The 23,613-nt window shown below is 52.3% G+C and carries 30 protein-coding genes; 27 read left to right on the top strand and 3 right to left on the bottom strand.

Going from position 1 to position 23,613, the window contains the following annotated elements:
• Positions 1-6 precede the first annotated feature (6 nt).
• Positions 7-720, top strand: coding sequence for a cytochrome c biogenesis CcdA family protein (locus JJQ72_RS14265; protein WP_138225465.1), 714 nt, complete (start codon positions 7-9; stop codon positions 718-720).
• 1 nt (position 721) lies between these two features.
• Here the strand turns inward: JJQ72_RS14265 and splB are convergent, their stop codons facing one another.
• Positions 722-1,798 (bottom strand): spore photoproduct lyase, encoded by a 1,077-nt coding sequence (splB, locus tag JJQ72_RS14260; protein ID WP_347880757.1) that lies wholly within the window; start codon positions 1,796-1,798, stop codon positions 722-724.
• A gap of 184 nt (positions 1,799-1,982) precedes the next feature.
• Here splB and mntR point away from each other — a divergent pair, with 184 nt between their 5' ends.
• The 3 genes from mntR to JJQ72_RS14245 all read left to right on the top strand — a co-directional run bounded on the left by mntR (position 1,983) and on the right by JJQ72_RS14245 (position 5,080).
• The gene (gene mntR, locus JJQ72_RS14255) at positions 1,983-2,408 is read left to right on the top strand and encodes a transcriptional regulator MntR (protein WP_138225467.1); all 426 of its coding nucleotides are present in this window, start codon (positions 1,983-1,985) and stop codon (positions 2,406-2,408) included.
• Positions 2,409-2,489: 81 nt separating this feature from the next.
• Positions 2,490-4,076: a family 10 glycosylhydrolase gene (locus tag JJQ72_RS14250; protein WP_208204074.1), complete on the top strand. Its 1,587-nt coding sequence runs from the start codon at positions 2,490-2,492 to the stop codon at positions 4,074-4,076.
• Between the two features lie 77 nt (positions 4,077-4,153).
• Positions 4,154-5,080 carry a patatin-like phospholipase family protein gene (locus JJQ72_RS14245; protein ID WP_208204073.1) on the top strand — a complete coding sequence of 309 codons (927 nt, stop codon included), beginning with the start codon at positions 4,154-4,156 and terminating at the stop codon, positions 5,078-5,080.
• Between the two features lie 76 nt (positions 5,081-5,156).
• On the opposite strand, the gene JJQ72_RS14240 is transcribed toward JJQ72_RS14245, so the two are convergent.
• Positions 5,157-5,480: a hypothetical protein gene (locus tag JJQ72_RS14240; RefSeq protein ID WP_208204072.1), complete on the bottom strand. Its 324-nt coding sequence runs from the start codon at positions 5,478-5,480 to the stop codon at positions 5,157-5,159.
• Positions 5,481-5,487: 7 nt separating this feature from the next.
• The gene (locus tag JJQ72_RS14235) at positions 5,488-6,480 is read right to left on the bottom strand and encodes a DUF1385 domain-containing protein (RefSeq protein WP_138225471.1); all 993 of its coding nucleotides are present in this window, start codon (positions 6,478-6,480) and stop codon (positions 5,488-5,490) included.
• Between the two features lie 176 nt (positions 6,481-6,656).
• Between JJQ72_RS14235 and JJQ72_RS14230 the strand changes: the two genes are divergently transcribed.
• The 23 genes from JJQ72_RS14230 (at position 6,657) to xseB (ending at position 23,600) form a co-directional block, all read left to right on the top strand.
• Entirely contained in the window at positions 6,657-7,160 is a 504-nt protein-coding gene (locus JJQ72_RS14230) for a YqhR family membrane protein (protein ID WP_208204071.1), read from the top strand.
• A gap of 72 nt (positions 7,161-7,232) precedes the next feature.
• Entirely contained in the window at positions 7,233-7,685 is a 453-nt protein-coding gene (gene aroQ, locus JJQ72_RS14225; RefSeq protein ID WP_208204070.1) for a type II 3-dehydroquinate dehydratase, read from the top strand.
• A gap of 35 nt (positions 7,686-7,720) precedes the next feature.
• Positions 7,721-8,791, top strand: coding sequence for a M24 family metallopeptidase (locus tag JJQ72_RS14220; protein ID WP_208204069.1), 1,071 nt, complete (start codon positions 7,721-7,723; stop codon positions 8,789-8,791).
• A gap of 73 nt (positions 8,792-8,864) precedes the next feature.
• Positions 8,865-9,422 carry an elongation factor P gene (gene efp, locus JJQ72_RS14215; RefSeq protein WP_138225475.1) on the top strand — a complete coding sequence of 186 codons (558 nt, stop codon included), beginning with the start codon at positions 8,865-8,867 and terminating at the stop codon, positions 9,420-9,422.
• 206 nt (positions 9,423-9,628) lie between these two features.
• Positions 9,629-10,882, top strand: coding sequence for an aspartate kinase (locus tag JJQ72_RS14210; protein ID WP_208204068.1), 1,254 nt, complete (start codon positions 9,629-9,631; stop codon positions 10,880-10,882).
• Between the two features lie 200 nt (positions 10,883-11,082).
• Entirely contained in the window at positions 11,083-11,349 is a 267-nt protein-coding gene (locus JJQ72_RS14205) for a YqhV family protein (protein ID WP_138225477.1), read from the top strand.
• Positions 11,350-11,434: 85 nt separating this feature from the next.
• A complete protein-coding gene (spoIIIAA, locus tag JJQ72_RS14200; RefSeq protein WP_208204067.1) occupies positions 11,435-12,421 on the top strand; it encodes a stage III sporulation protein AA in 987 nt (328 codons plus the stop codon).
• Entirely contained in the window at positions 12,422-12,940 is a 519-nt protein-coding gene (spoIIIAB, locus tag JJQ72_RS14195; RefSeq protein WP_138225479.1) for a stage III sporulation protein SpoIIIAB, read from the top strand.
• A 14-nt stretch (positions 12,941-12,954) separates the two neighbouring features.
• A complete protein-coding gene (spoIIIAC, locus tag JJQ72_RS14190) occupies positions 12,955-13,158 on the top strand; it encodes a stage III sporulation protein AC (protein WP_138225480.1) in 204 nt (67 codons plus the stop codon).
• A gap of 13 nt (positions 13,159-13,171) precedes the next feature.
• Positions 13,172-13,561, top strand: a complete 390-nt coding sequence (gene spoIIIAD, locus JJQ72_RS14185; RefSeq protein ID WP_138225481.1) for a stage III sporulation protein AD — start codon at positions 13,172-13,174, stop codon at positions 13,559-13,561.
• 16 nt (positions 13,562-13,577) lie between these two features.
• Positions 13,578-14,789, top strand: coding sequence for a stage III sporulation protein AE (spoIIIAE, locus tag JJQ72_RS14180; RefSeq protein ID WP_243896088.1), 1,212 nt, complete (start codon positions 13,578-13,580; stop codon positions 14,787-14,789).
• Positions 14,790-14,816: 27 nt separating this feature from the next.
• Entirely contained in the window at positions 14,817-15,590 is a 774-nt protein-coding gene (gene spoIIIAF / locus JJQ72_RS14175) for a stage III sporulation protein AF (protein WP_208204065.1), read from the top strand.
• Complete coding sequence (gene spoIIIAG, locus JJQ72_RS14170; protein ID WP_175415253.1) at positions 15,547-16,185, top strand: stage III sporulation protein AG; 639 nt, start codon at positions 15,547-15,549, stop codon at positions 16,183-16,185. Before spoIIIAF ends, spoIIIAG begins: the two co-directional genes overlap by 44 nt.
• A gap of 50 nt (positions 16,186-16,235) precedes the next feature.
• On the top strand, positions 16,236-16,982 hold the full coding sequence (locus JJQ72_RS14165) for a SpoIIIAH-like family protein (protein ID WP_208204064.1): 747 nt from the start codon (positions 16,236-16,238) through the stop codon (positions 16,980-16,982).
• Between the two features lie 150 nt (positions 16,983-17,132).
• Complete coding sequence (gene accB, locus JJQ72_RS14160) at positions 17,133-17,624, top strand: acetyl-CoA carboxylase biotin carboxyl carrier protein (RefSeq protein ID WP_208204063.1); 492 nt, start codon at positions 17,133-17,135, stop codon at positions 17,622-17,624.
• 60 nt (positions 17,625-17,684) lie between these two features.
• Positions 17,685-19,028 (top strand): acetyl-CoA carboxylase biotin carboxylase subunit, encoded by a 1,344-nt coding sequence (gene accC / locus JJQ72_RS14155; protein WP_138225486.1) that lies wholly within the window; start codon positions 17,685-17,687, stop codon positions 19,026-19,028.
• 113 nt (positions 19,029-19,141) lie between these two features.
• Positions 19,142-19,561 carry an Asp23/Gls24 family envelope stress response protein gene (locus tag JJQ72_RS14150; protein ID WP_138225487.1) on the top strand — a complete coding sequence of 140 codons (420 nt, stop codon included), beginning with the start codon at positions 19,142-19,144 and terminating at the stop codon, positions 19,559-19,561.
• Positions 19,562-19,626: 65 nt separating this feature from the next.
• On the top strand, positions 19,627-20,166 hold the full coding sequence (gene amaP / locus JJQ72_RS14145) for an alkaline shock response membrane anchor protein AmaP (RefSeq protein ID WP_208204062.1): 540 nt from the start codon (positions 19,627-19,629) through the stop codon (positions 20,164-20,166).
• A 16-nt stretch (positions 20,167-20,182) separates the two neighbouring features.
• Positions 20,183-20,416, top strand: a complete 234-nt coding sequence (locus tag JJQ72_RS14140; RefSeq protein ID WP_138225489.1) for a DUF2273 domain-containing protein — start codon at positions 20,183-20,185, stop codon at positions 20,414-20,416.
• A gap of 157 nt (positions 20,417-20,573) precedes the next feature.
• The gene (gene nusB, locus JJQ72_RS14135) at positions 20,574-21,041 is read left to right on the top strand and encodes a transcription antitermination factor NusB (protein WP_138225490.1); all 468 of its coding nucleotides are present in this window, start codon (positions 20,574-20,576) and stop codon (positions 21,039-21,041) included.
• An 84-nt stretch (positions 21,042-21,125) separates the two neighbouring features.
• Positions 21,126-21,983, top strand: a complete 858-nt coding sequence (gene folD, locus JJQ72_RS14130) for a bifunctional methylenetetrahydrofolate dehydrogenase/methenyltetrahydrofolate cyclohydrolase FolD (protein ID WP_208204061.1) — start codon at positions 21,126-21,128, stop codon at positions 21,981-21,983.
• A gap of 2 nt (positions 21,984-21,985) precedes the next feature.
• Positions 21,986-23,356 (top strand): exodeoxyribonuclease VII large subunit, encoded by a 1,371-nt coding sequence (gene xseA, locus JJQ72_RS14125; protein ID WP_138227698.1) that lies wholly within the window; start codon positions 21,986-21,988, stop codon positions 23,354-23,356.
• Complete coding sequence (gene xseB, locus JJQ72_RS14120) at positions 23,346-23,600, top strand: exodeoxyribonuclease VII small subunit (protein ID WP_138225492.1); 255 nt, start codon at positions 23,346-23,348, stop codon at positions 23,598-23,600. The genes xseA and xseB overlap by 11 nt, the downstream gene beginning before the upstream one ends.
• Positions 23,601-23,613: the final 13 nt, after the last annotated feature.

Raw genomic sequence — 23,613 nt, 5'->3', positions numbered from 1 at the left:
GTACTTATGGCTGATATGAATATAGGAATTGCATTTGCAGCCGGCTTCGCATCGTTTATTTCGCCCTGCTGTCTCCCGCTGTATCCTTCTTATCTTTCGATCATTACCGGCATGTCGGTCAATGAATTAAAAACGGAGCAGAACCGCAAGGACGTTCGCATGCGCACCATGAGTCACACGCTGGCGTTTATCCTCGGGTTCTCCTCCGTATATTATACGCTCGGCTGGGGAGCGGGACTGTTTGGAGAATTCTTTATCGAGTATCAGGACTTGATCCGGCAGCTCTCGGCGCTGCTTATTATCTTGATGGGTCTGATGCTGGTTGGCTTGTTTCAGCCCCGGTTTCTCATGAAGGACCGCAAGTTCGATTTCAAATCCAAGCCGGCGGGATACATAGGCACCTTTTTGTTCGGAATCGGGTTTGCTGCAGGGTGGTCCCCTTGCGTAGGCCCGATCCTGATGGCTATTATTGCCCTCGCGGCCACCGATCCCGGCACTTGGTTCCCGCTGATCACGTCATACTCTCTCGGATTTGCAGTTCCCTTCTTTATCCTGGCATTCTTCATCGGATCCACGCGCTGGATTCTCAAATATTCCAGTGTGCTGATGAAGGTCGGCGGTGCGCTAATGATTCTTATGGGGATCTTGCTGTTTAGCAATCAAATGTTTAGAATTACGATCTGGCTTCAAAGCATAACGCCGGAATGGCTTCGTTTCTAAATTACGTAAAGTAATCAATCCTTGCCTCTGGAAAATGGTCAAAGATCCGCTCTGTGATAAATTGTCGCAGGGCGGTTTGCTGTTCATCAGGGTATACATATTTGTATTGGCCCCAGCGTCCCCATTTTTGCTTTCTTTTTTCAATATCCATCTCCAGCTTGGTTTTGGGGTAACGCTGCTGAATCACGTTTTTGGCCGTCTTGGTAAAACGGTGCTGAATCATCTCAAAGCTCAGGTCCTTGGTTGCTTCGGGCGGCAGTGAATCCGAGAGGCGCTTTAGCAGCTCTGCATAGCCTTCCTCCCAGCCGTCATACCAAATGATGGGAGCGATGATGAAGCCTAACGGATAGCCGGCATGGGCGATTTTGGATGCAGCCTCAATTCGTTCCTCAAAGCGCGAGGTGGCAGGCTCAAACTGGCGAATCACATAATCCGCATTGACACTGAACCGGATTCGGGTATGACCGTTGTGATTCAGATTAAGCAAAGGACCGACATGGTGAAACTTTGTTACAAACCGAAGTCGCCCATGCTCCTGTCCGGCCATAAATGTGATCAGTTCCTGCAGCGTACCGGTAATATGCTCAATCCCGACGGGATCAGAGGTACAGGCGGCTTCAAAGGTTGTGATTTCCGGTGCTTTTTCGTCAATATAGCCTTTCGCAGCGCCTATAATATCCTCTGTGTTAACATAAACTCGGATGTAGGGCTTGGAGCCCAGCGTCGTCTGTAAATAACAATAATGGCAATGGCCCATACAGCCGGTGGAAATGGGAATCGCATAATCTGCCGACGGCTTGGACTGGTCAAACTTCAGCGTTTTTCGCAGGCCGACGACGAGGGTTCTTTTGGCCATCCGGTACTTTTCCTGCTCCGTCTCCCCGGGAAGATTGGTTATCCGGTTGTGAGAGGTTGTCATGCGGTATTCAATGTTGCGTGCTTTGACGAACTCCATAATTTTCTGACCCTTGGGATATTCCAGCGCATCCGGTTCAAAATAAACAAGGTCGGGGATGAACGGCTTGGTCGGCTTGGGAATGCGTTTGACGGGTGGAGCTGTCAATGTCGTCTCGGCCACGGCTGCACCTTCTTTCTGTAAGCTAAGCATAGTATGGACCTTGACTCTCGTCTTGACACCTGACAATTACAAACAGGCGATCCCGGCAGGACTTGCCAAGTGCTATTGAGAACATGTATCATTAACGGTGCAGGTACACCGTTGCCGGACGTTTTGGAAGATATGAGAAAAGAGGGAAATGAAGATGCCTACACCCAGCATGGAGGATTATTTGGAGCGCATCTACAAGCTGATTGAAGAGAAGGGTTATGCGCGCGTTTCGGATATTGCCGAAGGCTTGGAGGTTCACCCCTCATCCGTCACGAAGATGATTCAGAAGCTTGATAAGGATGAATATTTGATCTATGAGAAGTATCGCGGCCTCGTCTTGACCAGCAAGGGCAAGAAGATGGGGAAGCGCTTGATGGCCCGCCATCAGCTGCTGGAGCAGTTCCTGGGCATCATTGGCGTACAGGAAGAGAATATTTACGCGGATGTAGAAGGAATTGAGCATCATCTGAGCTGGGACTCCATAACTTGTATAGAGACCCTGGTAGAATATTTTAATCGGGATGAACAACGTCTCAAGGAGCTACGGAATATTCATCAGGAATTGGTTAGCGAATCGTAGAAAGGGCATCTGTCCGCAGTTGACAGATGCTTTTTTCATGAAAGGTTGCCTGCGAAACCTAGAAACTGGAGGTTCTAAAGAATGAAGTTACGAAGATGGCTGCTGGTGCTGCTGTTGACCCTGTTGTGTCTCCCGTCGGTGGTTCCCGCTGCGAAGGCGCAAAGCCCCGACATCCAGATTCTGCTTGACGGTCAGAGGCTGTACAGCGATGTACCGCCGTACATCCTTTCTAAAGTAAATGTGACGATGGTGCCGACTCGCGTCATCAGCGAAGGGCTGGGCGCATCCATTGCATGGAACCAAAGCACGAAAACGGCTGTGATTTCGCAGCAGAACATAAGCATCAGCCTGAAATCGGGATCTCCAACGGCCATTGTTAATGGAGTGCCGGAGGCACTGAGTGCATCGGTTCAAATCCAGAACGGCCGAGTGATGGTGCCGCTAAGGTTCATCAGCGAGAAGCTGGGGCTGACTGTGAAGTGGAATCAGCAGCAGAAGATCATTGATATGACCAGCGGCTGGATCATTCCCGAGGAGCCGGGAATCCCGCCGGTAGTACCGCAGCCGGTAGAGAAGGAGCTTCGGGGAGCCTGGGTGTCCAGTATTTATAATCTGGACTGGCCTGCCACGAAGACGACCGCAGCGCAGCAGCAGCAGGACTTCATCCAAATGCTGGACAAGCTGCAGGCGGCTGGATTCAATGCGGTGTTTGTGCAGCTTCGGCCTGCAGGTGACGCACTGTACTCCTCGGCACTGGTTCCTTGGTCGAAGGCACTGACCGGAACTCAGGGCAAGGATCCCGGCTACGATCCTGCTGCATTTATGATTCAGGAGACGCAGAAGCGGGGAATGGAATTTCACGCCTGGTTCAACCCGTTTCGAGCGCATACCGAGCTATCCACAAGCGGCCTCGCTGCCAATCATATTGCTGTCGCTCATCCGGACTGGATTCTGAAGGTGAACAGCCAGCTGATGATCGATCCCGGCAACCCTGCAGCGAGACAGCATATTATAGATACGATTATCGAAGTGGTGGACGGTTATGATGTAGATGGAATTCATCTGGATGATTATTTTTATCCGTCTAATACGTCGATCCCTGACTCCAGCTCCTATGCGCTGTACAATACAGGCTCATATCGTACCGTTGCAGATTGGCGGCGCGGCAATGTGAATACCTTTATTGAAGAGCTGGGAGAAAGCATCAAGCGGGTGAAGCCACAGGTGTACTACGGGGTCAGTCCTTTCGGCGTGTGGCGCAATGATACCGCAGACCGAACAGGATCTCCGACCAAAGCAGGGGTTACAGCCTATGACAGCATGTATGCCGACACACGGACCTGGATTCAGAATGGCTGGATCGATTATATCGCCCCGCAAATCTACTGGAGCATGAATTATACCGCTGCGGATTACGATAAGCTGGTGGACTGGTGGGTGAAGGAGGTTTCCGGAACCGGAGTCGATCTCCTGATCGGACATGCGGCATACAAGGTCGGCGATCCGGCCCAGGATAAGAATTGGCAGACAGCCACTGAAATTATTAACCAGCTTCGCTACAATGACAAATACAAGGATATCCAAGGGAGCCTGTTCTTCAGAGCCAAGCACTTGCTCGGCAATCCGCTCGGGCTGCTGGATCAATTGAAATTATATTATCAATCCTAAATCAGTACGTTGTAAGACATGAATACTCCCCCGTTCTCATACATAGTCAATAGACCATGTGAGGCGGGGGTTTTATTATGGATATTAATGCCGTATTTGAGGGTGGCGGCGTCAAAGGCATATCACTGGCTGGAGCCGTAAAGGCGGCGGAGCTGCAAGGGATCAACTTTAAACGGGTAGCTGGGACCTCATCAGGCTCCATTGTAGCGTCCGTGCTGGCAGCAGGCTATACCGCTGATGAGATGAAACACATCATTAAGAACATGCCTTTTGAACGGCTCCTGGTGCGGGCGCCGTTCTTTGATACGGCCTTCGTTGGACCTGCTCTTCGGGTCTTGCTGAAAAAAGGGTTATACTCCGGAGAAGCACTGGAGCAATGGGTACGCAGTCTGCTGCTTGCCAAGGGCATCGTCACCTTTTCAGATATTCCTGCAGGCAAGCTCTACATTGTGGCTTCGGATATTACGAACGGAAAGCTGCTCGTCCTTCCGGATGACTTGCGAAACTACGGGATCAATCCGGCCACGTTTCCTGTAGCGAAGGCCGTACGGATGAGCTGCAGCATTCCTTACTTCTTTGATCCGGTCATTCTGAGGCTTATTGGGGAGCCGGCTAGAGGAAAGGCCTTTAATGAGCAATTTGTGTACATTGTCGATGGCGGGCTGCTTAGCAATTTTCCGTTATGGCTCTTTGACCGCAAACGAAAAGGAACAGGACTTTCAAAGCCTCCCCCTGTCGTGGGCTTTCAAATGGTCGGCAAGCATGCAGAAGAGCCGCATAAAATCACAGGACCATTCAGTATGCTGAGTGCCATGTTTGAAACGATGCTGTCTGCGCATGATGAACGGTATATTGAGAAGGAGAACCGAAACCGCACGATTAAGATCCCGACCCTCGGTATTGGCACAACCCATTTTGATTTGTCGGAAGCTGAAAGCGAGGCATTATATCAATCAGGATTGATGGCAGGGACGCAGTTTTTTAAGGAATGGATCCCGCAATAAGGATTTTGAATTAAAAAGGGCTGCTTCGCAAAGGTGATTTCCTTTGCGAAGCAGCCCTTTTGGCGTGTATGTGAGATTAATGATACTTTGGCATGTCCTCGTCCTCACTTTTTCCCTTGCTGCCTTCAATAACTTGGAACGGATACCGCTTCTTTCGGGATGATTGAGAGGGCTCTGCCTTCATGCCGGCTGTCCTTGCTGCCTTGATCTTGGCCTGAGTCTTGCGTGAAGGCTTGACCTTGGGGCGGCGCCGGGTACCAGGCGGAAACTTGTAAAGCAGAAATACGACAGCGACAATGATCAGTGGAATATAATAATGCTGCAGATTTAGAAGCAGACCTACCGCCGCCAGTGAAATAAAGATGCCCAGAATGATCTTCTGCGTTCTCAGCCTGTACATGGATTCATCATCCTTTCGCAGGGTCAAGTACACTTCCCGCTGCCGGCTTCGCCGTTGCGGCCCGTTCGAATTGGGCATCCAGCTCCCGCATCCGGTTAAATGAAGCGATGGAAACCTCGACCTGATCGTCGGTCGGTTCTTTCGTCGTCAGCAATTGAAGCCACAAGCCGGGATATCCCAAGTACCGAAGCACCGGAACCTCTCGGAGCGAGTTGGTAAGCTTCAAAAATTCGAAGGAAATGCCCAGGACGACGGGCAGCAGCACAATGCGCTGAATGACTCTTTCGGTCAGGTTATCCCATGGCACGATGGAATATACGACGACGCCAAGCACAATTGTCAGCATCATGAAGCTGCTGCCACAGCGATAATGGAGACGGGTGTACTTCTGGACATTCTTCACCGTCAGCTCTTCACCGGCTTCAAAGGCGCTGATGACCTTGTGCTCTGCTCCATGATATTGAAACAGCCGCTTAATGACCGGGGTTTGCGAGATCGCCCAGAGATAAATGAGAAGAAGTAGGAGCTTGATGCCGCCTTCGATCAGATTGCGGATAATGTAGTTGTCAATAATATCACCGAACAGAAAATCCTCTACAAACACAGGGACGAGCGTGAACAAGAGCTTGCCGAATACAAAGGATAGTACGCTGACCGCCGCTACTCCAATAATCATGCTGAGGCTCCAGCCAGAATCCTCTTTCTCCTTCTGCTTCTCCCGTTCTTCGGGATCCAGAGAGTCATCGGCGTAGGCATCTGCAGAGAAATTAAGATGCTTGGAGCCTTTGATGCTTGAATCTATGAGGCTAATAATTCCGCGTAGCAGTGGAATTTTACGCAGCCTGAGGATCAGGGATTTATCTTCCCTTGGCACTTCGAGAAACTTAATTTCGTTGTTTTTTCTCCGTACAGCAGTTACATTGACGTGCCTGCCGCCGAACATAACACCTTCGATCACGGCTTGGCCACCATAGCTGACCGGAGCGGGCTTTTGGGACAAACAATTCACCTTCCTGTCTCAAAATACTTGAAATGCTTAAATACATATCCTTATTGTATCGAATGTTGGAGTTAAATTCTAGTTTGATTAAGGCAGCACGTTCAGGAGCATACTAGGATTCAAACTTTTGCCGCTTTTGTAAGGGCGTATAACGATCAAGGAGAGTGTTTTATTCCATGCATCCATTACAGAGCAGATCTGCTTCTATTCACACGAACCGCTTTACCTTTGCGCTTGAGCTAGGCTTTTACGCGGGACTCATTTGGGGAGGCATCCGCTGGTTCTTCTATGCCTTTAACTTTACATCCGTCCTTCCGGGCTTCCTGCTGGAGCCCTTCTTTAAGCACAGCTTTCTCGTATCCACGGCGGGTCAGCTGGCTGGGTGGCTCTCCTTTATCGTATTGTCAGTTGCAGCTTCCCTGCTGTATGTGCTCTTGTTTCTAAAGGCAAAGGGACCCTGGCCAGGCATTGCTTATGGGATTGTCTGGTGGGTCCTTCTGTTCATAGTTCTGAATCCGTTGCTGCAATGGAGTGCGCCGGTCAAGCTCTTGACCTGGGATACGAATATTTCAGAGATGTGCCTGTTTCTGCTGTGGGGGCTGTTTATCGGCTATACGACAGCGGTCGAGTACACGGATGAAAAGCTGCGAGACGGCAAAGGGGTACTGAGCCGGAGCTAAAAAAACTTCTCAAGTTGACTTCCCCTATGGTAAAATAGCTTTTGGTTATTTGACGAAAAGGTGGGAAGCCTTATGAAGTCCATCTGGGTCATGAACGGACCCAATTTGAACCTGCTCGGCATACGGGAGCCCGGCGTCTACGGCAGCACGTCACTGCAGAGCATTGAAGAAGCTTTAGTGGAGGAAGGAGAACGTAACTCGGTTTCCGTAACGTTCTTTCAATCCAATCATGAGGGCGCGCTGATTGACCGTATTCATGAAGCAATGGGACAGGCTGACGGCATCCTGCTGAATCCGGGAGCCTTTACCCATTACAGCTATGCCATCCGGGATGCGATCAGCTCGGTCAGCATTCCAACGGTTGAGGTTCATCTATCGAACGTCCACGCCCGGGAAGCCTTCCGCCATACGTCGGTCATCGCTCCGGTATGTGCCGGACAGATCTGCGGCTTTGGTGCAGGCAGCTACAAGCTTGGGTTTCACGCCCTGCTGGATATTCTGAATGGGGGCAGCAGCACGCGCTAACACGATGAACAGGATTCGGAAGGGATTGAAGCAATATGGCTAACCACAGAGCAGCTCGGCTCCGGGAGATCATGGACAGCAAGGGCTTGCAGGCCTTGTTAGTGTCCAGTGCGGTGAACCGCCGGTACTTGACCGGCTTTACCGGATCTGCCGGATACGTGCTCATCACGAAAGAGCACTCCTATCTGCTGACCGATTTTCGTTACATGACCCAGGCGCCTCAGCAGGCACCAGGGTATGAAGTCATTGAACACGGTGCCAAGGTGATGGAAACGGTCAAGGAGCTTCTGGCTCAAGAAAGCGTGACCTCGCTCGGCTTCGAGCAGGATCACGTTACATACTCCGTGTACATGACCTATGCGGAGCAGCTGAAGTCGGTTACGCTCACTCCGGTGAGCGGAATGGTTGAACAGCTTCGGATTATCAAGGACAGTGACGAGCTGAAGGTGATGCAGCAGGCTGCTGATTTGGCGGATGAGACGTTCCAGTACGTGCTGGGCATCGTTCAGAGCGGGAAGTCGGAGTCGGAAATTGATCTCTCGATGGAGATGTTTATGCGGGAGAGAGGGGCGACGTCGTCTTCCTTTGACACGATTGTGGCTTCAGGAGTCCGGTCTGCGCTGCCTCACGGCGTTGCGAGTGACAAGATCATTGGCTCCAATGAATTGATCACCTTTGATTTCGGGGCGCTGCTGAACGGCTACTGCTCGGACTTAACACGTACAATTGCCGTAGGCAAACCGGATCCGAAGCTGAAGGAAATTTATGATATTGTGCTACAAGCCCAGCTGCATACGCTCGAACACATCAAAGCGGGAATGACAGGGCGTGAAGCCGATGCGCTTGCCCGCGATATCATTACGCGATACGGTTACGGGGAGTACTTTGGACACAGTACGGGACATGGTCTCGGAATGGAGGTTCACGAGATGCCCCGCCTTTCCAAGCTGAGTGATGATGTGCTGATGCCAGGCATGGTCGTGACTGTAGAGCCAGGGATTTATATTCCGGGCCTCGGCGGTGTTCGGATCGAGGATGATATTGTGATCCAGGAATCGGGTATTCATATTTTAACATCTTCGCCCAAAGATTTTACCGTGCTTTAAGCACAGTCCATCCGGGCAGCAGAATCAAGAAGAACCAGGTCGCTAACGACCTATTTAACCAGGAGGGATTTTTGTGATTTCAGTTAACGATTTCAAAACAGGCCTGACCGTTGAGGTTGACGGCGATATTTTCACCGTTATTGAGTTTCAGCACGTGAAACCGGGCAAGGGGGCAGCGTTCGTTCGCTCCAAGCTGAAGAACCTGCGCAATGGCAATACGGTCGAGAAAACATTCCGTGCAGGAGAGACGATCGGCCGTGCCATGATCGAGAACCGCGGCGTGCAGTACCTGTATGCGAGCGGCCAAGAGCATGTGTTCATGGACAACGAAACGTACGATCAGTTCAGCCTGACCAGCGAGCAGCTGGAATGGGAATTAAACTTCCTGAAAGAGAACATGAACGTGAACATCGTCAGCTACCAGGGCGAAATTCTCGGGATTAACCTGCCGAACAGTGTGGACCTGAAGGTTGTTGAGACGGAGCCGGGCATCAAGGGGAACACGGCTACTGGAGCAACCAAGAATGCGAAGCTGGAAACCGGCCTGAACGTACAGGTTCCTCTCTTCATTAACGAAGATGATGTCCTGCTCGTAGACACTCGTGAAGGCAAATATATTTCCCGCGCTTAATCGTTGTGAGCACCGCCGCCCTTGTCTGCAGGTTATGCAGGAGGGCGGCTTTTTTGTAGCTGCAAGAAGATGGGCTGATTTCCCAGCCTGCCGAACTTTTGGTGACAGCTATGAAATTGCTTGACGGAACCAAGCACTTTCGTATTATACTGTTTTAAAGTGAGAAACCATGGATACATACTGATAAAGTAGGGAGTGAAGGCAGGTTGTCACTGTATGTTATGAAATTCGGGGGCAGCTCCGTCGGGGACACGGAGCGTATGCAGCGCGTCGCCCGAAGAATTGTTGAGAAGCAGGATGAAGGGCATCAAGTGGTTGTCGTCGTTTCTGCAATGGGCGATACGACAGACGATTTGATTGACCAATCCAAGTTATTAAATGAACATCCGCCTGCACGGGAAATGGATATGCTGATGACGACAGGAGAGCAGATCTCGATGTCTCTTCTTGCCATGAGCATTCATAGACTCGGGCGTGAAGCGGTCTCATATACGGGCTGGCAGGCTGGCTTCCGCACGGAAGCTGTACACGGCAAGGCCCGCATTACAGATATTACCCCTATTCGCGTTCAGAAGGCACTGGAGCAGGGCAAGATCGTTATTGTCGCCGGCTTCCAGGGCATGACTGAGGAAGGCGAAATTACGACACTCGGCCGGGGCGGCTCCGATACGACCGCCGTTGCACTGGCTGCTGCTGTCCATGCTGACGTTTGTGAAATTTATACAGATGTTGACGGCATCTACTCCACCGATCCGCGTGTCGTGAAATGCGCGCGCAAGCTGCAGGAAATCTCATACGATGAAATGCTGGAGCTTGCAAATCTGGGAGCGGCAGTGCTTCATCCGCGGGCTGTTGAATATGCGAAGCATAATGATGTCAAGCTTGTTGTAAGATCCAGCTTTAATTATAACGAAGGTACGGTTGTGAAGGAGGAAGCCAGCATGGAGCAAGGCGCAGTAGTCAGCGGAATCGCTTTTGATAAGAATGTGGCCAGAATCAGTATTTTGGGAGTGTCTGATTATCCCGGCGTGCTTGCCAAGGTGTTCGGTGCCCTGGCACAGGAAGGCATTGACGTCGATATTATCGTACAGAGCGGTGTGCAGAACGGAGAAGCTGACTTCTCCTTTACCATTTCCCGCGATGAGTCGGAGCGCGCACTTGCGGTCATTGAAGGCATCCGCAGCGAGCTTCCGTTCCGCGAAGTGACCTCTGAGGTGAATCTCGTGAAGGTGTCGATCGTCGGCGCCGGCATGGTCAGCCATCCGGGTGTTGCTGCTCAAATGTTCGATGTGATCTCCAAGCAGGAGGTCAGCATCAAGATGGTCAGCACCTCGGAGATTAAAGTATCCTGCGTCATTGAGAGCAGTAATCTGGAAGGTGTCGTTCGGGCATTGCATACTGCTTACGGTCTGGATACCACAGAGCAGGCTTCTGTAGGCGGGCCACAGGTTCGCCGGTAATTGATTCAAAGAAAGTGCAGCTAATTCGATCCATATGAAGCACGGATGTGCGCGGAATATATTCCCCGCACATCCGTGCTTTTTTTGTGCTGTCTTCATGTTGTATTCTACCAGCTTCGTATAGCCTCCTCCAAAAAAGTAGAGATAAATGAAAGCTATGATGCATATGGTAAGTTATCAAATTATGGAGGAGGTTGAACATGCTGGACAAGTTTGTGGTGAGTATGGCTTCCCTCCGGCTGTTTTCCGGCAGTGTTGAAATTCTGGCAGCGATCTGGATGCTTCGCCTGAATCAGGTAGATAAAGCGCTGGCTGTGAATTCTGCGCTGGCCTTTGTCGGTCCCCTGGTGCTGATCCTGACGACGACGATCGGACTGTTTGGCATGGCGGACAAGCTGTCCTGGGGCAAAATCGGCTGGATCATGTGCGGAGCAGCATTTCTGTTATATGGGATTTTAAAAAAATGATAGATTCGGTGCATAATTGGGGCGTACAGGCATACACATGAAATAGGACATGACTTAGCAACGAATTACACTGGAGGAAATGCTTATGAATACAAGCTGGCTGGATCTGTTTCCGGATCATATTCAGGCTCTGCTGCGTTGCATGCCTCAAGACGTCATGAAGCCGCTGGAAGAAATCCGGCTGCGGGAAGGCCGCCCGCTGGAGCTGAACTATGAAGGAGTGTTTCAGTTTCTAACACCCGCTGGAACCTTTACACGCAAGCCAGAGGAGGCGTACAAGCCAACCCGGGAGGATATGCTGAGGCTGCTGGATATGATGAGCAATCATTCTTTATACACGCTGGAGGAGGAGCTTCGCAAGGGCTTCATCACCATACCTGGCGGACACCGTGTCGGCCTGGCTGGACGAACTGTGCTTAGTGATGGGAAGGTGAGGCATATCCGGGATATTAGCAGCTTCAATCTTCGGCTCGCCAAAGAAATCAGAGGCGCTGCCGAGCCGCTGCTGCCCTATTTGCTGGATCGGGATCGAAACCGGATCAGGCATACGCTAATGGTATCGTCTCCGCAGAAGGGTAAGACAACGATCCTGCGCGATCTGGCCCGGCTAATCAGCAGCGGCTATTCACCTTCAGCTTTCACAGCCTGTCAGGGAAAAAAAGTTGGCGTAGTGGATGAACGCTCTGAAATAGCCGGATGTATTCAGGGGGTGCCCTCCTTCGATCTGGGCCCCAGAACTGACGTGCTGGACGGGTGCCCGAAGGCGGAAGGCATGATGATGATGATTCGCTCCATGTCGCCGGAGGTGCTGATGGTGGACGAGATCGGAAGGCCGGAGGATGCAGAGGCGGTCTCGGAAGCACTCCATGCCGGAATCAGCGTGGTCGCTACGGCCCACGGCTCCTCCCTGGAGGATGCAGCGGGCAGACAGGCGCTTGCTTCTCTCATGAAGGCCCGGGTGTTTGAGCGTTATGCCGTGCTGGACAGGTCACAAGGGGGTTTCTTTTTTCGCCTGTATGATGCCAGCGTCAACGAGATCAAGTCATCGTGGCCGCACGGGGTGGTGACCTGAGTGCTTAAATGGTTTGGCGCTGCTCTGGTTATCCTCTCCGGCGGGCTGGCCGGCTTGTATCAAGCCAGGCAATTCGCCGCCCGCCCCCGGCAGATCCGCGAGCTGATTCTGGCACTCCAGAGGCTGGAGACAGAAATCAGCTATGGCTTTACCCCGCTGCCCCGGGCTCTGGAGCGAATCGGAGCCTCGATGAAGATGCCGCTCTCCGGTTTATTTCTGGAGGCGGCTCGGGGAATGGGACCGCAGGCGGGTCTGTCCGTTCAGGAAAGCATGGAGTCCTCGCTCCGCCTGTACTGGAGGCAGACCAGCATGAAGCCGGCTGAACGGGAAGTGATCCGGCAGCTGAGCATTGTGCTTGGCACTAGCGACCGGCAGGACCAGATGAAGCATATTGCACTTGCCGCCAGCCAGCTGAAGCATGAAGAGGCGGCGGCCCGAGAGGATCAGGCCAGATATGAAAAAATGAGCAAAAGCCTGGGCTTTCTCATCAGTGCATTGATCGTCATTTTGATCTTTTAGCGAGGTGCCAGGAAATGAACATAGAAGTGAACGCCATTTTCCAAATTGCCGGGATTGGCATTATTATTGCCATGATTCATACCGTCCTGAAGCAGATGGGAAAAGAGGATATGGCACACTGGGTAACATTGATTGGATTCGTCGTTGTTTTGTTTATGGTGGTTCGGCTGCTGGATGATCTGCTTCAGGAAATCCGAACGATATTTTTGTTTCAGTAAGGCTTAGACCGCCATGGATATGATACAAATTGTCGGTATCGGACTGATCTCCACCATACTGATCCTGATCATCAAAGAACAGAAGCCGCTATTTGCTTTTCTGCTTACAGTAACCACAAGCGTTGTTATCTTTTTGTTTCTGGCGGGCAAGATCGGGACGGTCATCACCATGCTGGAGGATCTCGCAGAGAGATCCGGCGTGCAGATCATCTACCTGAAGACAGTCCTGAAAATTATCGGCATTGCCTACATTGCTGAAATGGGAGCTCAGGTCGTCCGGGATGCCGGTCAGGAATCCATCGCCTCCAAGATTGAAATGGCCGGAAAGGTGCTGATTCTGGTTCTGGCCGTGCCGATCATCGGCATCATTATTGAAACGGTACTGAAGCTGCTGCCGGCTTGAGAAAGAGGGGATGAACTTGAAGTCATATCCGGCGAGGCCAGGTCTTCCGGCACGGCTCGTGATCCTGCTGATTCCTCTGCTTCTCCTGTCTTTTCTGCCGGGTGTTTCTTTCGCTGAAGCGTCTTCGACATCACCAGCCGACCAGTGGGTGCAGGAGCAGGCGGAGGAGCTGCCGGTAGAGCCGGTGGAGCAATATTGGGACCAGCTTATGCAGGAGTACGGCGGTTTTTTTCCGGATGGACAGTCCCCTTCCCTGATGGACCTGCTGCTGCCCGGAGGCGAAGGGCTGGAGCTGTCGACAATGCTGTCAACCCTCATGGGATATATCTGGCACGAGGTGCTGTACAATGGCAGGCTGCTCGCCGCGATTATGATGATCAGCATTCTGAGTATGATTTTGGAAAATCTGCACACGGCCTTTGAAAAAAGCACAGTGAGCCGGGTAGCCTATACCATCTGCTATATGGTCGTTCTCGTCATCGCCGTGAACAGCTTCCGGGTGGCCATCGGATATGCCAAGGATGCGATTGATCAGATGATCGATTTCATGCTGGCCATGCTGCCGCTGCTATTTGCGCTCCTGGCCTCTATGGGCAATGTCGTGACCGTATCGATCTCGCATCCCCTGATCATCTTTATGGTTCATACCGTGGGCACCTTGATCAGTACAGTCGTGTTTCCGCTGTTGTTCTTCGCTGCCATGCTGTATCTGGTGAGCTCTCTATCAGAAAAGTACAAGCTGACACAGCTCGGCAATCTCCTTCGCGGGATTGGGATGGGAATTCTGGGCGTCCTGCTCACCGTCTTTCTCGGTGTCATTTCTGTACAAGGGGTGACCGGATCGATTTCGGACGGTGTCGCTATTCGAACCGCCAAATACGTGACAGGCAACTTCGTTCCCGTCGTAGGCAAAATGTTTGCTGATGCGACAGATACCGTTATTTCAGCTTCCCTGCTCGTGAAGAACTCCATTGGTCTCGCCGGTGTCATCATCATTTTGTTTCTATGTGCGTTTCCCGGCATCAAGATCCTGGCGCTGGCACTCATTTATAACCTGGCCTCGGCCATCATGCAGCCACTGGGTGATACGCCGATCGTGAAATGCCTGCAGGCTATTGGCAAAACCATGCTATATGTGTTTGCAGCGCTGGCCGCAGTCAGTCTGATGTTCTTTCTGGCCATTACGATTCTCTTATCAGCTGCCAATATTACGGTCATGATGCGATAGCGGTGTGAAATGGAAGGGAGGGATGTCATGGATTGGCTGAGTGAATGGCTGAGAAACGTCATCCTGATTGTGATCTTTGCAGCGCTGGTAGAGCTGCTGCTGCCTGGAAATTCCATGCAGCGCTATGCGCGTCTTGTGCTGAGCCTTATGGTTCTGCTGGCGCTGCTGCAGCCGATCCTCCAGCTCTTTCATGAGGCACCCGAGGTAAGGCTGGCAGAGCAGCTGGAGTCGATTGAGCAGGGCTCGAAGCAGGCGCAGACAGGTCTCGCACAGATCCTGGCACAGGCAGAGGACATCAAAGAGACGCGAGAGCGGCAAAGCCTCCAATGGGCCGCCGAGCAGGCAGCCCTGGAGATGAAGAAGGAGATTGCAGCGGAGACAGGAGAAGAGCCGGAGGCGGTCGAGGTGTCGCTGCTGCTGCAAGAAGGCGGTAGGGGATCTGAGCCTGAGCCTGTAATTTCATCGGTAGTCGTCAGGCTGAGGCCGCCCGGGGAGAACATGAACAACGTACAGACTCCTTACGGGAGCGGTCGTAAAGATATAGAGCCGGTTAGCATTGACCCGGTTGTTATTGAAGTGGAGCAGCGCCCAGATGACTCCGAGCAAGAGGTCTCTGCCCAGCCCTATGGCGCTGAACAGGAAGCGTGGCTGAAGGCGCAGGAAGCTGCGGTGAAGAAGCTGCTTCGCGCTTCATGGAGCATTCAAGAGAAGAACATCACGGTTACGGCAGAAAATAAGCTGAAGGAGGGGGCCCGTATTGGGAAAGTGGAGCAAGAAGCTGGAGCAGTGGCTGGGCGGTGAGAACGGCGGGGCGAAAAAAATGCAAACCCTGCGCTGGCTTATTATTCTCGGGCTACTGGGAGTGGCCATGATGCTGTTCAATTCCTTTGTGAACGTCAAGAAGCTGGATCACGAAAATATCGGGCGGGAGCCGCCAGATAACCCCGCGTCTACGCTGGCGGCACCTGCACCGGACCCAGGCGGCAGTCCATTTGGGAATATTGAGCAGGAGTTTGAAACAAGGACCCGGGTCATGCTGGAGCAGATCGTCGGTGTCGGCGCCGTGGATGTGATGATTACGGTGGAATCCACAGAAGAGATTATTGTACAGCGCAACGTTAAGGATTCCCAGGAGCTGACTGAGGAGAACGATGCCGGAGGCGGCAAGCGGCATGTAACGAGCTATACCCGGGACGGTGAGATTGTAACGTATGAGTCATCGGGTGAACAGACCCCTATTGTGACCAAGCGGATCAAGCCGCAGGTGCGCGGAGTGCTGATCGTGGCCAAGGGGGCTGAGAATGAGGTTGTCAAAAGCTTGATTGTTGATGCTGTTCAAAGAGGACTCAGTGTACCAAGCTATAAGATTTCAGTCGTGCCGCGCAAGCAGGAGTAAGCGAAACCAGAGTGATTCCAAGTGTTATTTTAAAGGAGGAAGTGTTCAAAATGAATAACAAAAGACAAACGATTTGGCTCGTATCCATGTTAAGCCTGATGGTTGTGCTCTCAGCCTATTATCTGTTCACGGAGGACGCTGGACCCGCGGCTCCGCCGGTGGCAGAGCGGACGCAGGATTTTGGTCTGCAGGCCCAGGGTGATGAAATTGTCGTCCATGAAGTGGTGGAGGAAGGCGTAGACGGCGATGCCGGCAAGTCTGAGGATGCGGCAGCCGGCAGTGACACAGATACCTCCAAGGCCAGTGGCGAGGCTGCCGATGAAACCGGAAATCCCGCTCAGCCGGAAGCAGGGTCAGAGGATACCGCTGTGAATGAGTCCGGCAAGGAAACGGCCAAATCCGAGGATGAAATTCTCGAAGAGGTGGCCCAGGTACAGGCAGGCTCGTCATCCGCCAAGCTGGAGTCGTATCAGCTGGACCGGGCGAACAAGAATATGCAGCTGCATGAGGAGCTGATGGCTAAGCTGGGGGATCAGAACACGACGCCGGAAGAAACCGCCAAAGTGACCAACGACCTTAACAGCCTGGAGGAAAAAGAATCCATTCTGTGGTCCATCGAGGAGAAGCTGCAGCAGCAATTTGAGAATGCTGTAGTGAAGGAGGAGAACGATCGTTACAACGTTGTCGTTCTGAGCGAAGGGCTGGATGCCAAAAATGCTGCAGGCATTGTCAGCATGGTCATGAAGGAGCTGAATGTTTCCCAGGATAAGATCAGTGTCCAATATGTAACGCCTTAAGACTCCTTTGCTCCTGATATGAAGCTGTGGAAAGAGTCCGGGATAAAGACTTGGACTCTTTCCATTTCTTCGGTTTATGATATAATACGTTAAGTTATTGACACTGTCATAAGCTGAATTTGACAGATCGTGAAGGAGTGAGAGTTGAGAATGTTTAAGTTAAGCGAGATTAAGGAATTGATCGAGCTTGTGGATCAAACTTCTATTCAAGAGCTCGAAATCGAAAATGAAGGCACCCGCCTGTCTATCAAGAAGCCGGGAAATCCTGAAGTCGTCAGCTACCAGGCTGCACCTCAGGCTTATGCGGTACCGCAGCCTTTCCAACCACCTTCGCAGGCTCCAAGCCAGGCTCCTGCGACAGCTCCTGCTGAGCCGTCTGCAGCCGCAGATGCAGCTAGCTCCCTACATAAGATTGTGTCACCTATGGTTGGAACGTTCTACAGCTCCCCGTCTCCGGAAGCGCCGGCGTTTGTCAGCGCTGGCGATAAGGTGGGCGTTAAATCCACCGTATGTATTATTGAAGCGATGAAGCTGATGAATGAGCTGGAAGCTGAGATCAAGGGTGAAGTCGTTGAAGTCCTCGTTCAGAACGGTCAGTTGGTCGAGTTTGGTCAGCCGTTGTTCCTGGTGAAGCCGGATTAATCGCCTCCATCCGAATCACACCATTTCACGACAACGACAAGTTCGAAGGAGGTAAACTGCATGACTTTCCAAAAAGTGCTGATTGCAAACCGCGGCGAAATTGCGGTGCGCATCATTCGTGCGTGCCGGGAAATGGGCATTTCCACGGTTGCTGTATATTCCGAGCCGGATCATGATTCCCTTCATGTCAAGCTGGCGGATGAAGCCTACTGCATAGGTCCCACCCTGTCTAAGGACAGCTACTTGAACATTACGAATATTATGAGTGTCGCCACACTGACAGAGTGTGACGCGATTCATCCCGGCTACGGCTTTCTCGCTGAAAACGCTGACTTCGCTGAAATTTGCGAGTCTTGCAATATTACGTTCATTGGCCCTTCGGCGGATGCCATTTCCAAAATGGGCGACAAGGCGGTGGCCAAGCAGACAATGAAGGATGCCGGCGTGCCTGTTATTCCCGGCTCCGATGGCCTGGTAGAGGATCTGAACGAGGCGGTTATGATCGCGCGGGATATCGGCTACCCTGTTATTATCAAGGCCACGGCCGGCGGCGGTGGCAAAGGCATCCGCATCGCGGATGACGAGGAATCCCTGATCAAGCAGATTACTACTGCGCAGCAGGAAGCCCAGAAGGCATTCGGCAATGCTGGTGTTTATCTGGAAAAGTTTCTAACCGGCATGAAGCACGTTGAAATTCAGATTATTGCGGACCGTCATGGTAATGCCGTGCATTTGGGAGAGCGTGACTGCTCCGTTCAGCGCCGCCGTCAGAAGCTCGTAGAGGAAGCGCCTTGTCCGGTGCTGACTCCAGAGGTTCGGGAACGCATGGGGAAGGCAGCGGTCCGTGCAGCAAAGGCTGTTCATTACTCTGGGGCCGGTACGCTGGAATTTCTGCTGGGACCGGATGATCAGTTTTATTTCATGGAGATGAATACAAGGATTCAGGTCGAGCATCCTGTAACCGAGATGATTACCGGGGTTGACCTGATCAAAGAGATGATTTCCGTGTCCGAAGGGCATCCACTGTCCTTCAAGCAGGAAGAGGTCGTGATTAACGGCTGGTCTATGGAATGCCGGATCAATGCGGAGAATCCCGACAAAGGCTTTATGCCGGCACCGGGCAAAATCCAGTTCTATCTTCCTCCTGGCGGCCCGGGCGTTCGCGTGGACAGCGCAGCTTATCCGGGATACACGATTACGCCTTTTTACGACTCCATGATTGCCAAGCTGATTGTCTGGGCTCCGACCCGGGAAGAAGCCATCGCCAAGATGAAGCGTGCTTTGGTGGAGTTTGAGATCGAGGGCATTCATACTACGATTCCTTTTCACCAGAAGCTGTTGAACCATCCGGTTTTTCTTCAGGGTGACTTCGACATCAAATTCCTGGAGGATCACGAGGTATAGGTCTTCCAAGGGTATGGTTTGTCAAGGAATGTGGCAGATGATATAGTAGGTTTAATGTGTGCATGCTGTATCTGCTCGGATATTAATTTGAAATTGAAAGGTGTGTCGTGACTATGGCAGATTCATTGCAGACGCCGACCGAATTTGAACGGACGGATATCGGTCAGATCCAGATCTCACCGGAAGTCATCGAGGTTATTGCGGGACTGGCTACGGTAGAGGTTAAAGGCGTGGCTGGAATGAGCGGCGGCTTTGCCGGCGGCATTGTCGAGCTGCTCGGCCGCAAGAACCTCTCCAAGGGAGTTACGGTTGAAGTGGGCCAGCGCGAAGCTGCTGTTGATGTATCCGTGATCGTAGAGTACGGTCACCGGCTGCCCGAGGTAGCTAGTGAAATTCAGCGCAACGTAAAGCGCTCCATTGAGAATATGACTGGACTGAATGTGGTGGAAGTCAATGTGCATATCCATGATGTGCATTTTGCCAAAACCAGCGAGAAGCATGAGGACCCGGACCATATCCAGCGAGTGAAATAAGTTACTTATTGAGCCCTTGACGGTTGTCGAGGGTTTCATCTAATTTTAAGGAGGCTGTGCTGTTCATGGCTAAAATCCTGGACCGCTTTATGCTTTTTATTTACAGCTTGAGCATCGGCGCTATATCCATCGTTGCCATCCTCCTGCTGAGCGGTGTTATTCCCTATGATCTGACCTTCGACCAGGAACAAGTGCTGTTTCTTGGCTGTATCATTACAGCGGCTGTTCTTCTGCTGATGAGTATCCGGTTCTTCTATATCTCCATCCGCCGTGATCGCACAACGACAAATTCCATTGATCAGCGCACTGAATATGGAGATATTCAGATTTCTGTGGAAACGATCGAGAATTTGTGCCTGAAGGCTGCTTCCCGTGTTCGGGGAGTTCGGGATCTAAAGGCAAGAATCAAGGTATCCCAGGCAGGCCTGGACATTACGATTCGCGCTGTGGTAGATGGCGAGGAATCCATCCCGGCCCTGACCACCGAGGTTCAGAAGCAGGTCCACGATTTCGTGGAGGATACAACAGGAATACCGGTTTCCGGCGTCGCCGTGTATATTGCAAACGTGGTTCAGGCGCCCAGCTTCAAGAGCCGCGTAGAATAGAGGTGAGCTTCTTCGGATGTCATGGAAAGCGATATGGGAGAGTCACGGAGGACGAATCTTTGGTGTGGCCAGCGGTCTGGTCTGTGGGTTCATTTATTTAGCATTTGGATTTTGGGATATGCTGTTCTTTGCATTTGTGGTATTTATCGGCTACACCTTCGGTAAACGAAGTGATCTTCGTCAAGGCCCCCTGTATCGCTGGCAGGAATGGGGGCGCTGGTTGACGGAGCGGTGGCGGCTGTTTAAATGAAGCCCTGTGATATGCCTTCCTTTTTGGCAAATGCGAGAAGACCACTCTGTCCGTTCGCACAGCGAAAAAGAAAGGTGCATCACAGGTTTTTTTCATATAGGGATATACTAAGCTTTATATTAACTGGGATTCAAAAGGTCCAAGCAGGAGGAAACACATGAAAAGACGTGTCATCAGGGAAATTGCAGTTCAAAGCTTGTATCAAATGGAAATGAACGATGTACAAAGCGGGGAAGCCGTTGCCATGCTGCTGTCTGAAGCAGCCGAGGAGAATGAGACCGAGCGCAGCATAGACGGTGATGAAGACAGCGTCCGCGATACCCTGCTTCAGCTAGTTAACGGCTGCTGGAAGGTGAAGGACAGCGTGGATGGTGTGCTGACAGACTATTTGAAGGGCTGGCAGGTTAGCCGTCTGTCTCGCGTAGACCGTCAAATTTTGCGTCTTGCTGTCTATGAGATGGTCTACCGTGATGACGTGCCTGGCAAGGTGGCCGTGAATGAAGCGATCGAGCTGTCCAAGCATTTTGGCACGGAGGAGTCTGGCAAGTTCGTCAATGGCGTACTGGGGAAAATGCTTCAGGATCTGGAGCAGGTAACGGCACGCCTGGAAGGCTCTGCCGAGTAGCAGCGCAGCCAGAACGGACAAATAGCAGCAATCCAGGTTTACGACTCCACGATTTCAATTTCAATGACAAGGGAGAGGCTTGAAATGAGTGCAAACGTAATTAGCGGAACACAGGTGTCGCAGGAAATTCGGGAGAGCATCAAGGAGGAAGTCAAGGAGCTTGCAGGCAAGGGTGTCACTCCCGGTCTGGCTGTTGTACTGGTCGGCGAAGACCAGGCTTCCCAGGTTTATGTCCGCAATAAAGCAAAGGCCTGCGAAACGCTCGGCTTTTATTCCGAGGTGCACCGTCTTGAGGCATCAACCAGTCAGGAGGAGCTGCTTGCGCTGGTGGACAAGCTGAACCATAACAAGCAGATTCACGGCATTCTCGTGCAGCTGCCGCTGCCAAAGCATATTGAGGAGAAAGCGGTGATCGACGCGATTGCTGTTGAAAAAGACGTAGATGGCTTCCATCCCGTCAACGTGGGTAACCTGGTCATCGGAGAGGACAGCCTGCTTCCTTGTACGCCGGCAGGGGTTATTGAATTGATCAAACGCACCGGTTTAACGCTTGAAGGCAAGCACGCCGTTGTTATCGGGAGATCCAATATTGTCGGCAAGCCCGTATCCCTGCTGCTGCAGCGGGAGCATGCAACCGTAACGATGTGTCACTCCCGCACGGCTAATATGCAGGAGATCGCAAGACAGGCTGACGTTCTCGTGGTCGCCATTGGTATTGCGAACAAGGTGGATGCTTCCTACATCAAGCCGGGCGCCGTTGTCATTGATGTAGGCATCAACCGTCTGGACAGCGGCAAGCTGGCGGGCGATGTGGATTATGAATCCGCTAAAGAGGCTGCCGGCTATATTACTCCGGTTCCCGGCGGTGTGGGCCCGATGACAATCACGATGCTGATGCAGAACACGCTGCTGGCGGCGAAGCGCCTGAACGGGCTGGCCTAATGATGAAACCGGCCGAGCCGCAGCGCGTTCTTTCCGTCAAGGACTTGAACCGCTATATCCGGATGAAAATGGACGGAGATCCCCGGCTTTCGGACGTGTGGATTCGGGGAGAGATTTCGAATTTTACGCATCATTCCAGCGGTCACATGTATTTCACGCTCAAGGATGAGGGCAGCCGTGTCAAGTCAATCATGTTCTCGGCTCACAACCAGAAGCTTCCCTTTATTCCGAAGGAAGGTGCCCGGGTTATTGCTCGAGGTAATGTGACGGTGTATGAACGGGATGGACAGTATCAGTTCTACGCCACTCACATGCAGCCGGACGGGATCGGATCCTTGTATTTGGCCTTTGAGCAGCTGAAAAAGAAGCTTGAAAGTGAAGGGCTGTTCTCCGCGGAGCGCAAACGCCCTATACCCTCTTACCCTCAGACGATCGGGGTTATTACCTCGCCCACCGGCGCTGCGGTCAGGGACATCATGATTACACTTCGACGCCGTTATCCACAGGCTAAAGTGGTGCTTTACCCCGTGCTGGTGCAGGGGAAGGGGGCTGCGGCCTCGATCGTCAAGGGTATTACGGTGCTGAATCGGCTGCAGGAAGCAGAGCTGCTCATCGTAGGCCGGGGCGGCGGCTCGCTGGAAGAGCTGTGGGCCTTTAACGAGGAGCCGGTGGCGAGAGCTATTTATGCTTCCGGAATACCTGTCATTTCTGCAGTAGGTCATGAGACGGATTTCACCATCGCGGATTTCACGGCTGACCTCCGGGCGGCGACCCCGACAGCGGCCGCCGAGCTGGCTGTTCCCAATCAGCTGGAGCTGAAGGAAAGGCTGCGGGAACGGGAGAAGCAGCTCCGGCAGAGCCTGCAGCAGTCCCTTCGCAGAAGGCGTGAACAGCTGTCCTCGCTGCAACGCTCTCCGGCACTGGTGCATCCTCGCCGCTACATGCTCCGGCATGCCGAGCGGCTGGATCTGCTCAAAGTGCGGCTGCAGGGCAGCCTGCAGGGACATACCCGCTACAGCCGGGAGCGCTTGGCTTCTCTGAATCAGGGATTGGTTCGGCTGAATCCGAAGGTTCAGGCCGAGGCGGGACGCAGGAGAAAGGATGACGCCAGCGATCAGCTAAAGCAAGCGATGCAGTTTATTTTGCGGTCGAAACGACAGGAGCTTCTATCAAGAATCCGCCATCTGGATGCACTCAGTCCACTGAAGGTCATGTCGCGCGGCTACAGCCTGGTCTATGATGAGCACGAAAGTCGGCTGATCAAGAAGACGAGCGAGGTTCAGCCCGGCGATCTGGTTCAGGTCAAGGTCAGTGACGGCTCTTTGCAATGTCAAATTTGGGGAATCAAGGAGGAGAAGGAACATGTCGAGTGAAGCAGAGATGAGCTTTGAGGAAGCAATGGAGCAGCTGGAGCTGATTGTCGGCCAGCTGGAGGATGGAGACGTGCCTTTGGAGAAAGCCATAGATCTGTACCAGAAGGGAATGAAGCTATCCCAGCTGTGCAGCCAGAAGCTGGAGCAGGTCGAACAAAAAATCGAGATGGTCGTGGAGGAAGGCGGAGAGGTTAAGCGCCGTCCGTTCGGCACATCCATGGAGGAGTCGGGTGAGCTTGAATAACCGGTTGACGCTG

Origin of the sequence: Paenibacillus sp. F411, from assembly GCF_017582705.1 — a bacterium.
In the GTDB taxonomy this organism is placed as follows: domain Bacteria; phylum Bacillota; class Bacilli; order Paenibacillales; family Paenibacillaceae; genus Paenibacillus_AQ; species Paenibacillus_AQ algicola.
The sequence above is the reverse complement of the archived record's forward strand: the minus strand, read 5'-3'. Positions and strand labels throughout refer to the sequence as shown.

What these genes read in the sequence shown, in the direction of transcription:
- JJQ72_RS14265 (WP_138225465.1), top strand. Translation starts at nt 7, where the DNA reads ATGGCTGATATGAATATAGGAATTGCATTTGCAGCCGGCTTCGCATCG.
- mntR (WP_138225467.1), top strand. Translation starts at nt 1,983, where the DNA reads ATGCCTACACCCAGCATGGAGGATTATTTGGAGCGCATCTACAAGCTG.
- JJQ72_RS14250 (WP_208204074.1), top strand. Translation starts at nt 2,490, where the DNA reads ATGAAGTTACGAAGATGGCTGCTGGTGCTGCTGTTGACCCTGTTGTGT.
- JJQ72_RS14245 (WP_208204073.1), top strand. Translation starts at nt 4,154, where the DNA reads ATGGATATTAATGCCGTATTTGAGGGTGGCGGCGTCAAAGGCATATCA.
- JJQ72_RS14240 (WP_208204072.1), bottom strand. Translation starts at nt 5,480, where the DNA reads ATGTACAGGCTGAGAACGCAGAAGATCATTCTGGGCATCTTTATTTCA.
- JJQ72_RS14230 (WP_208204071.1), top strand. Translation starts at nt 6,657, where the DNA reads ATGCATCCATTACAGAGCAGATCTGCTTCTATTCACACGAACCGCTTT.
- aroQ (WP_208204070.1), top strand. Translation starts at nt 7,233, where the DNA reads ATGAAGTCCATCTGGGTCATGAACGGACCCAATTTGAACCTGCTCGGC.
- JJQ72_RS14220 (WP_208204069.1), top strand. Translation starts at nt 7,721, where the DNA reads ATGGCTAACCACAGAGCAGCTCGGCTCCGGGAGATCATGGACAGCAAG.
- JJQ72_RS14205 (WP_138225477.1), top strand. Translation starts at nt 11,083, where the DNA reads ATGCTGGACAAGTTTGTGGTGAGTATGGCTTCCCTCCGGCTGTTTTCC.
- spoIIIAA (WP_208204067.1), top strand. Translation starts at nt 11,435, where the DNA reads ATGAATACAAGCTGGCTGGATCTGTTTCCGGATCATATTCAGGCTCTG.
- spoIIIAC (WP_138225480.1), top strand. Translation starts at nt 12,955, where the DNA reads ATGAACATAGAAGTGAACGCCATTTTCCAAATTGCCGGGATTGGCATT.
- spoIIIAD (WP_138225481.1), top strand. Translation starts at nt 13,172, where the DNA reads ATGGATATGATACAAATTGTCGGTATCGGACTGATCTCCACCATACTG.
- spoIIIAF (WP_208204065.1), top strand. Translation starts at nt 14,817, where the DNA reads ATGGATTGGCTGAGTGAATGGCTGAGAAACGTCATCCTGATTGTGATC.
- JJQ72_RS14165 (WP_208204064.1), top strand. Translation starts at nt 16,236, where the DNA reads ATGAATAACAAAAGACAAACGATTTGGCTCGTATCCATGTTAAGCCTG.
- accB (WP_208204063.1), top strand. Translation starts at nt 17,133, where the DNA reads ATGTTTAAGTTAAGCGAGATTAAGGAATTGATCGAGCTTGTGGATCAA.
- accC (WP_138225486.1), top strand. Translation starts at nt 17,685, where the DNA reads ATGACTTTCCAAAAAGTGCTGATTGCAAACCGCGGCGAAATTGCGGTG.
- JJQ72_RS14150 (WP_138225487.1), top strand. Translation starts at nt 19,142, where the DNA reads ATGGCAGATTCATTGCAGACGCCGACCGAATTTGAACGGACGGATATC.
- amaP (WP_208204062.1), top strand. Translation starts at nt 19,627, where the DNA reads ATGGCTAAAATCCTGGACCGCTTTATGCTTTTTATTTACAGCTTGAGC.
- JJQ72_RS14140 (WP_138225489.1), top strand. Translation starts at nt 20,183, where the DNA reads ATGTCATGGAAAGCGATATGGGAGAGTCACGGAGGACGAATCTTTGGT.
- nusB (WP_138225490.1), top strand. Translation starts at nt 20,574, where the DNA reads ATGAAAAGACGTGTCATCAGGGAAATTGCAGTTCAAAGCTTGTATCAA.
- folD (WP_208204061.1), top strand. Translation starts at nt 21,126, where the DNA reads ATGAGTGCAAACGTAATTAGCGGAACACAGGTGTCGCAGGAAATTCGG.
- xseA (WP_138227698.1), top strand. Translation starts at nt 21,986, where the DNA reads ATGAAACCGGCCGAGCCGCAGCGCGTTCTTTCCGTCAAGGACTTGAAC.
- xseB (WP_138225492.1), top strand. Translation starts at nt 23,346, where the DNA reads ATGTCGAGTGAAGCAGAGATGAGCTTTGAGGAAGCAATGGAGCAGCTG.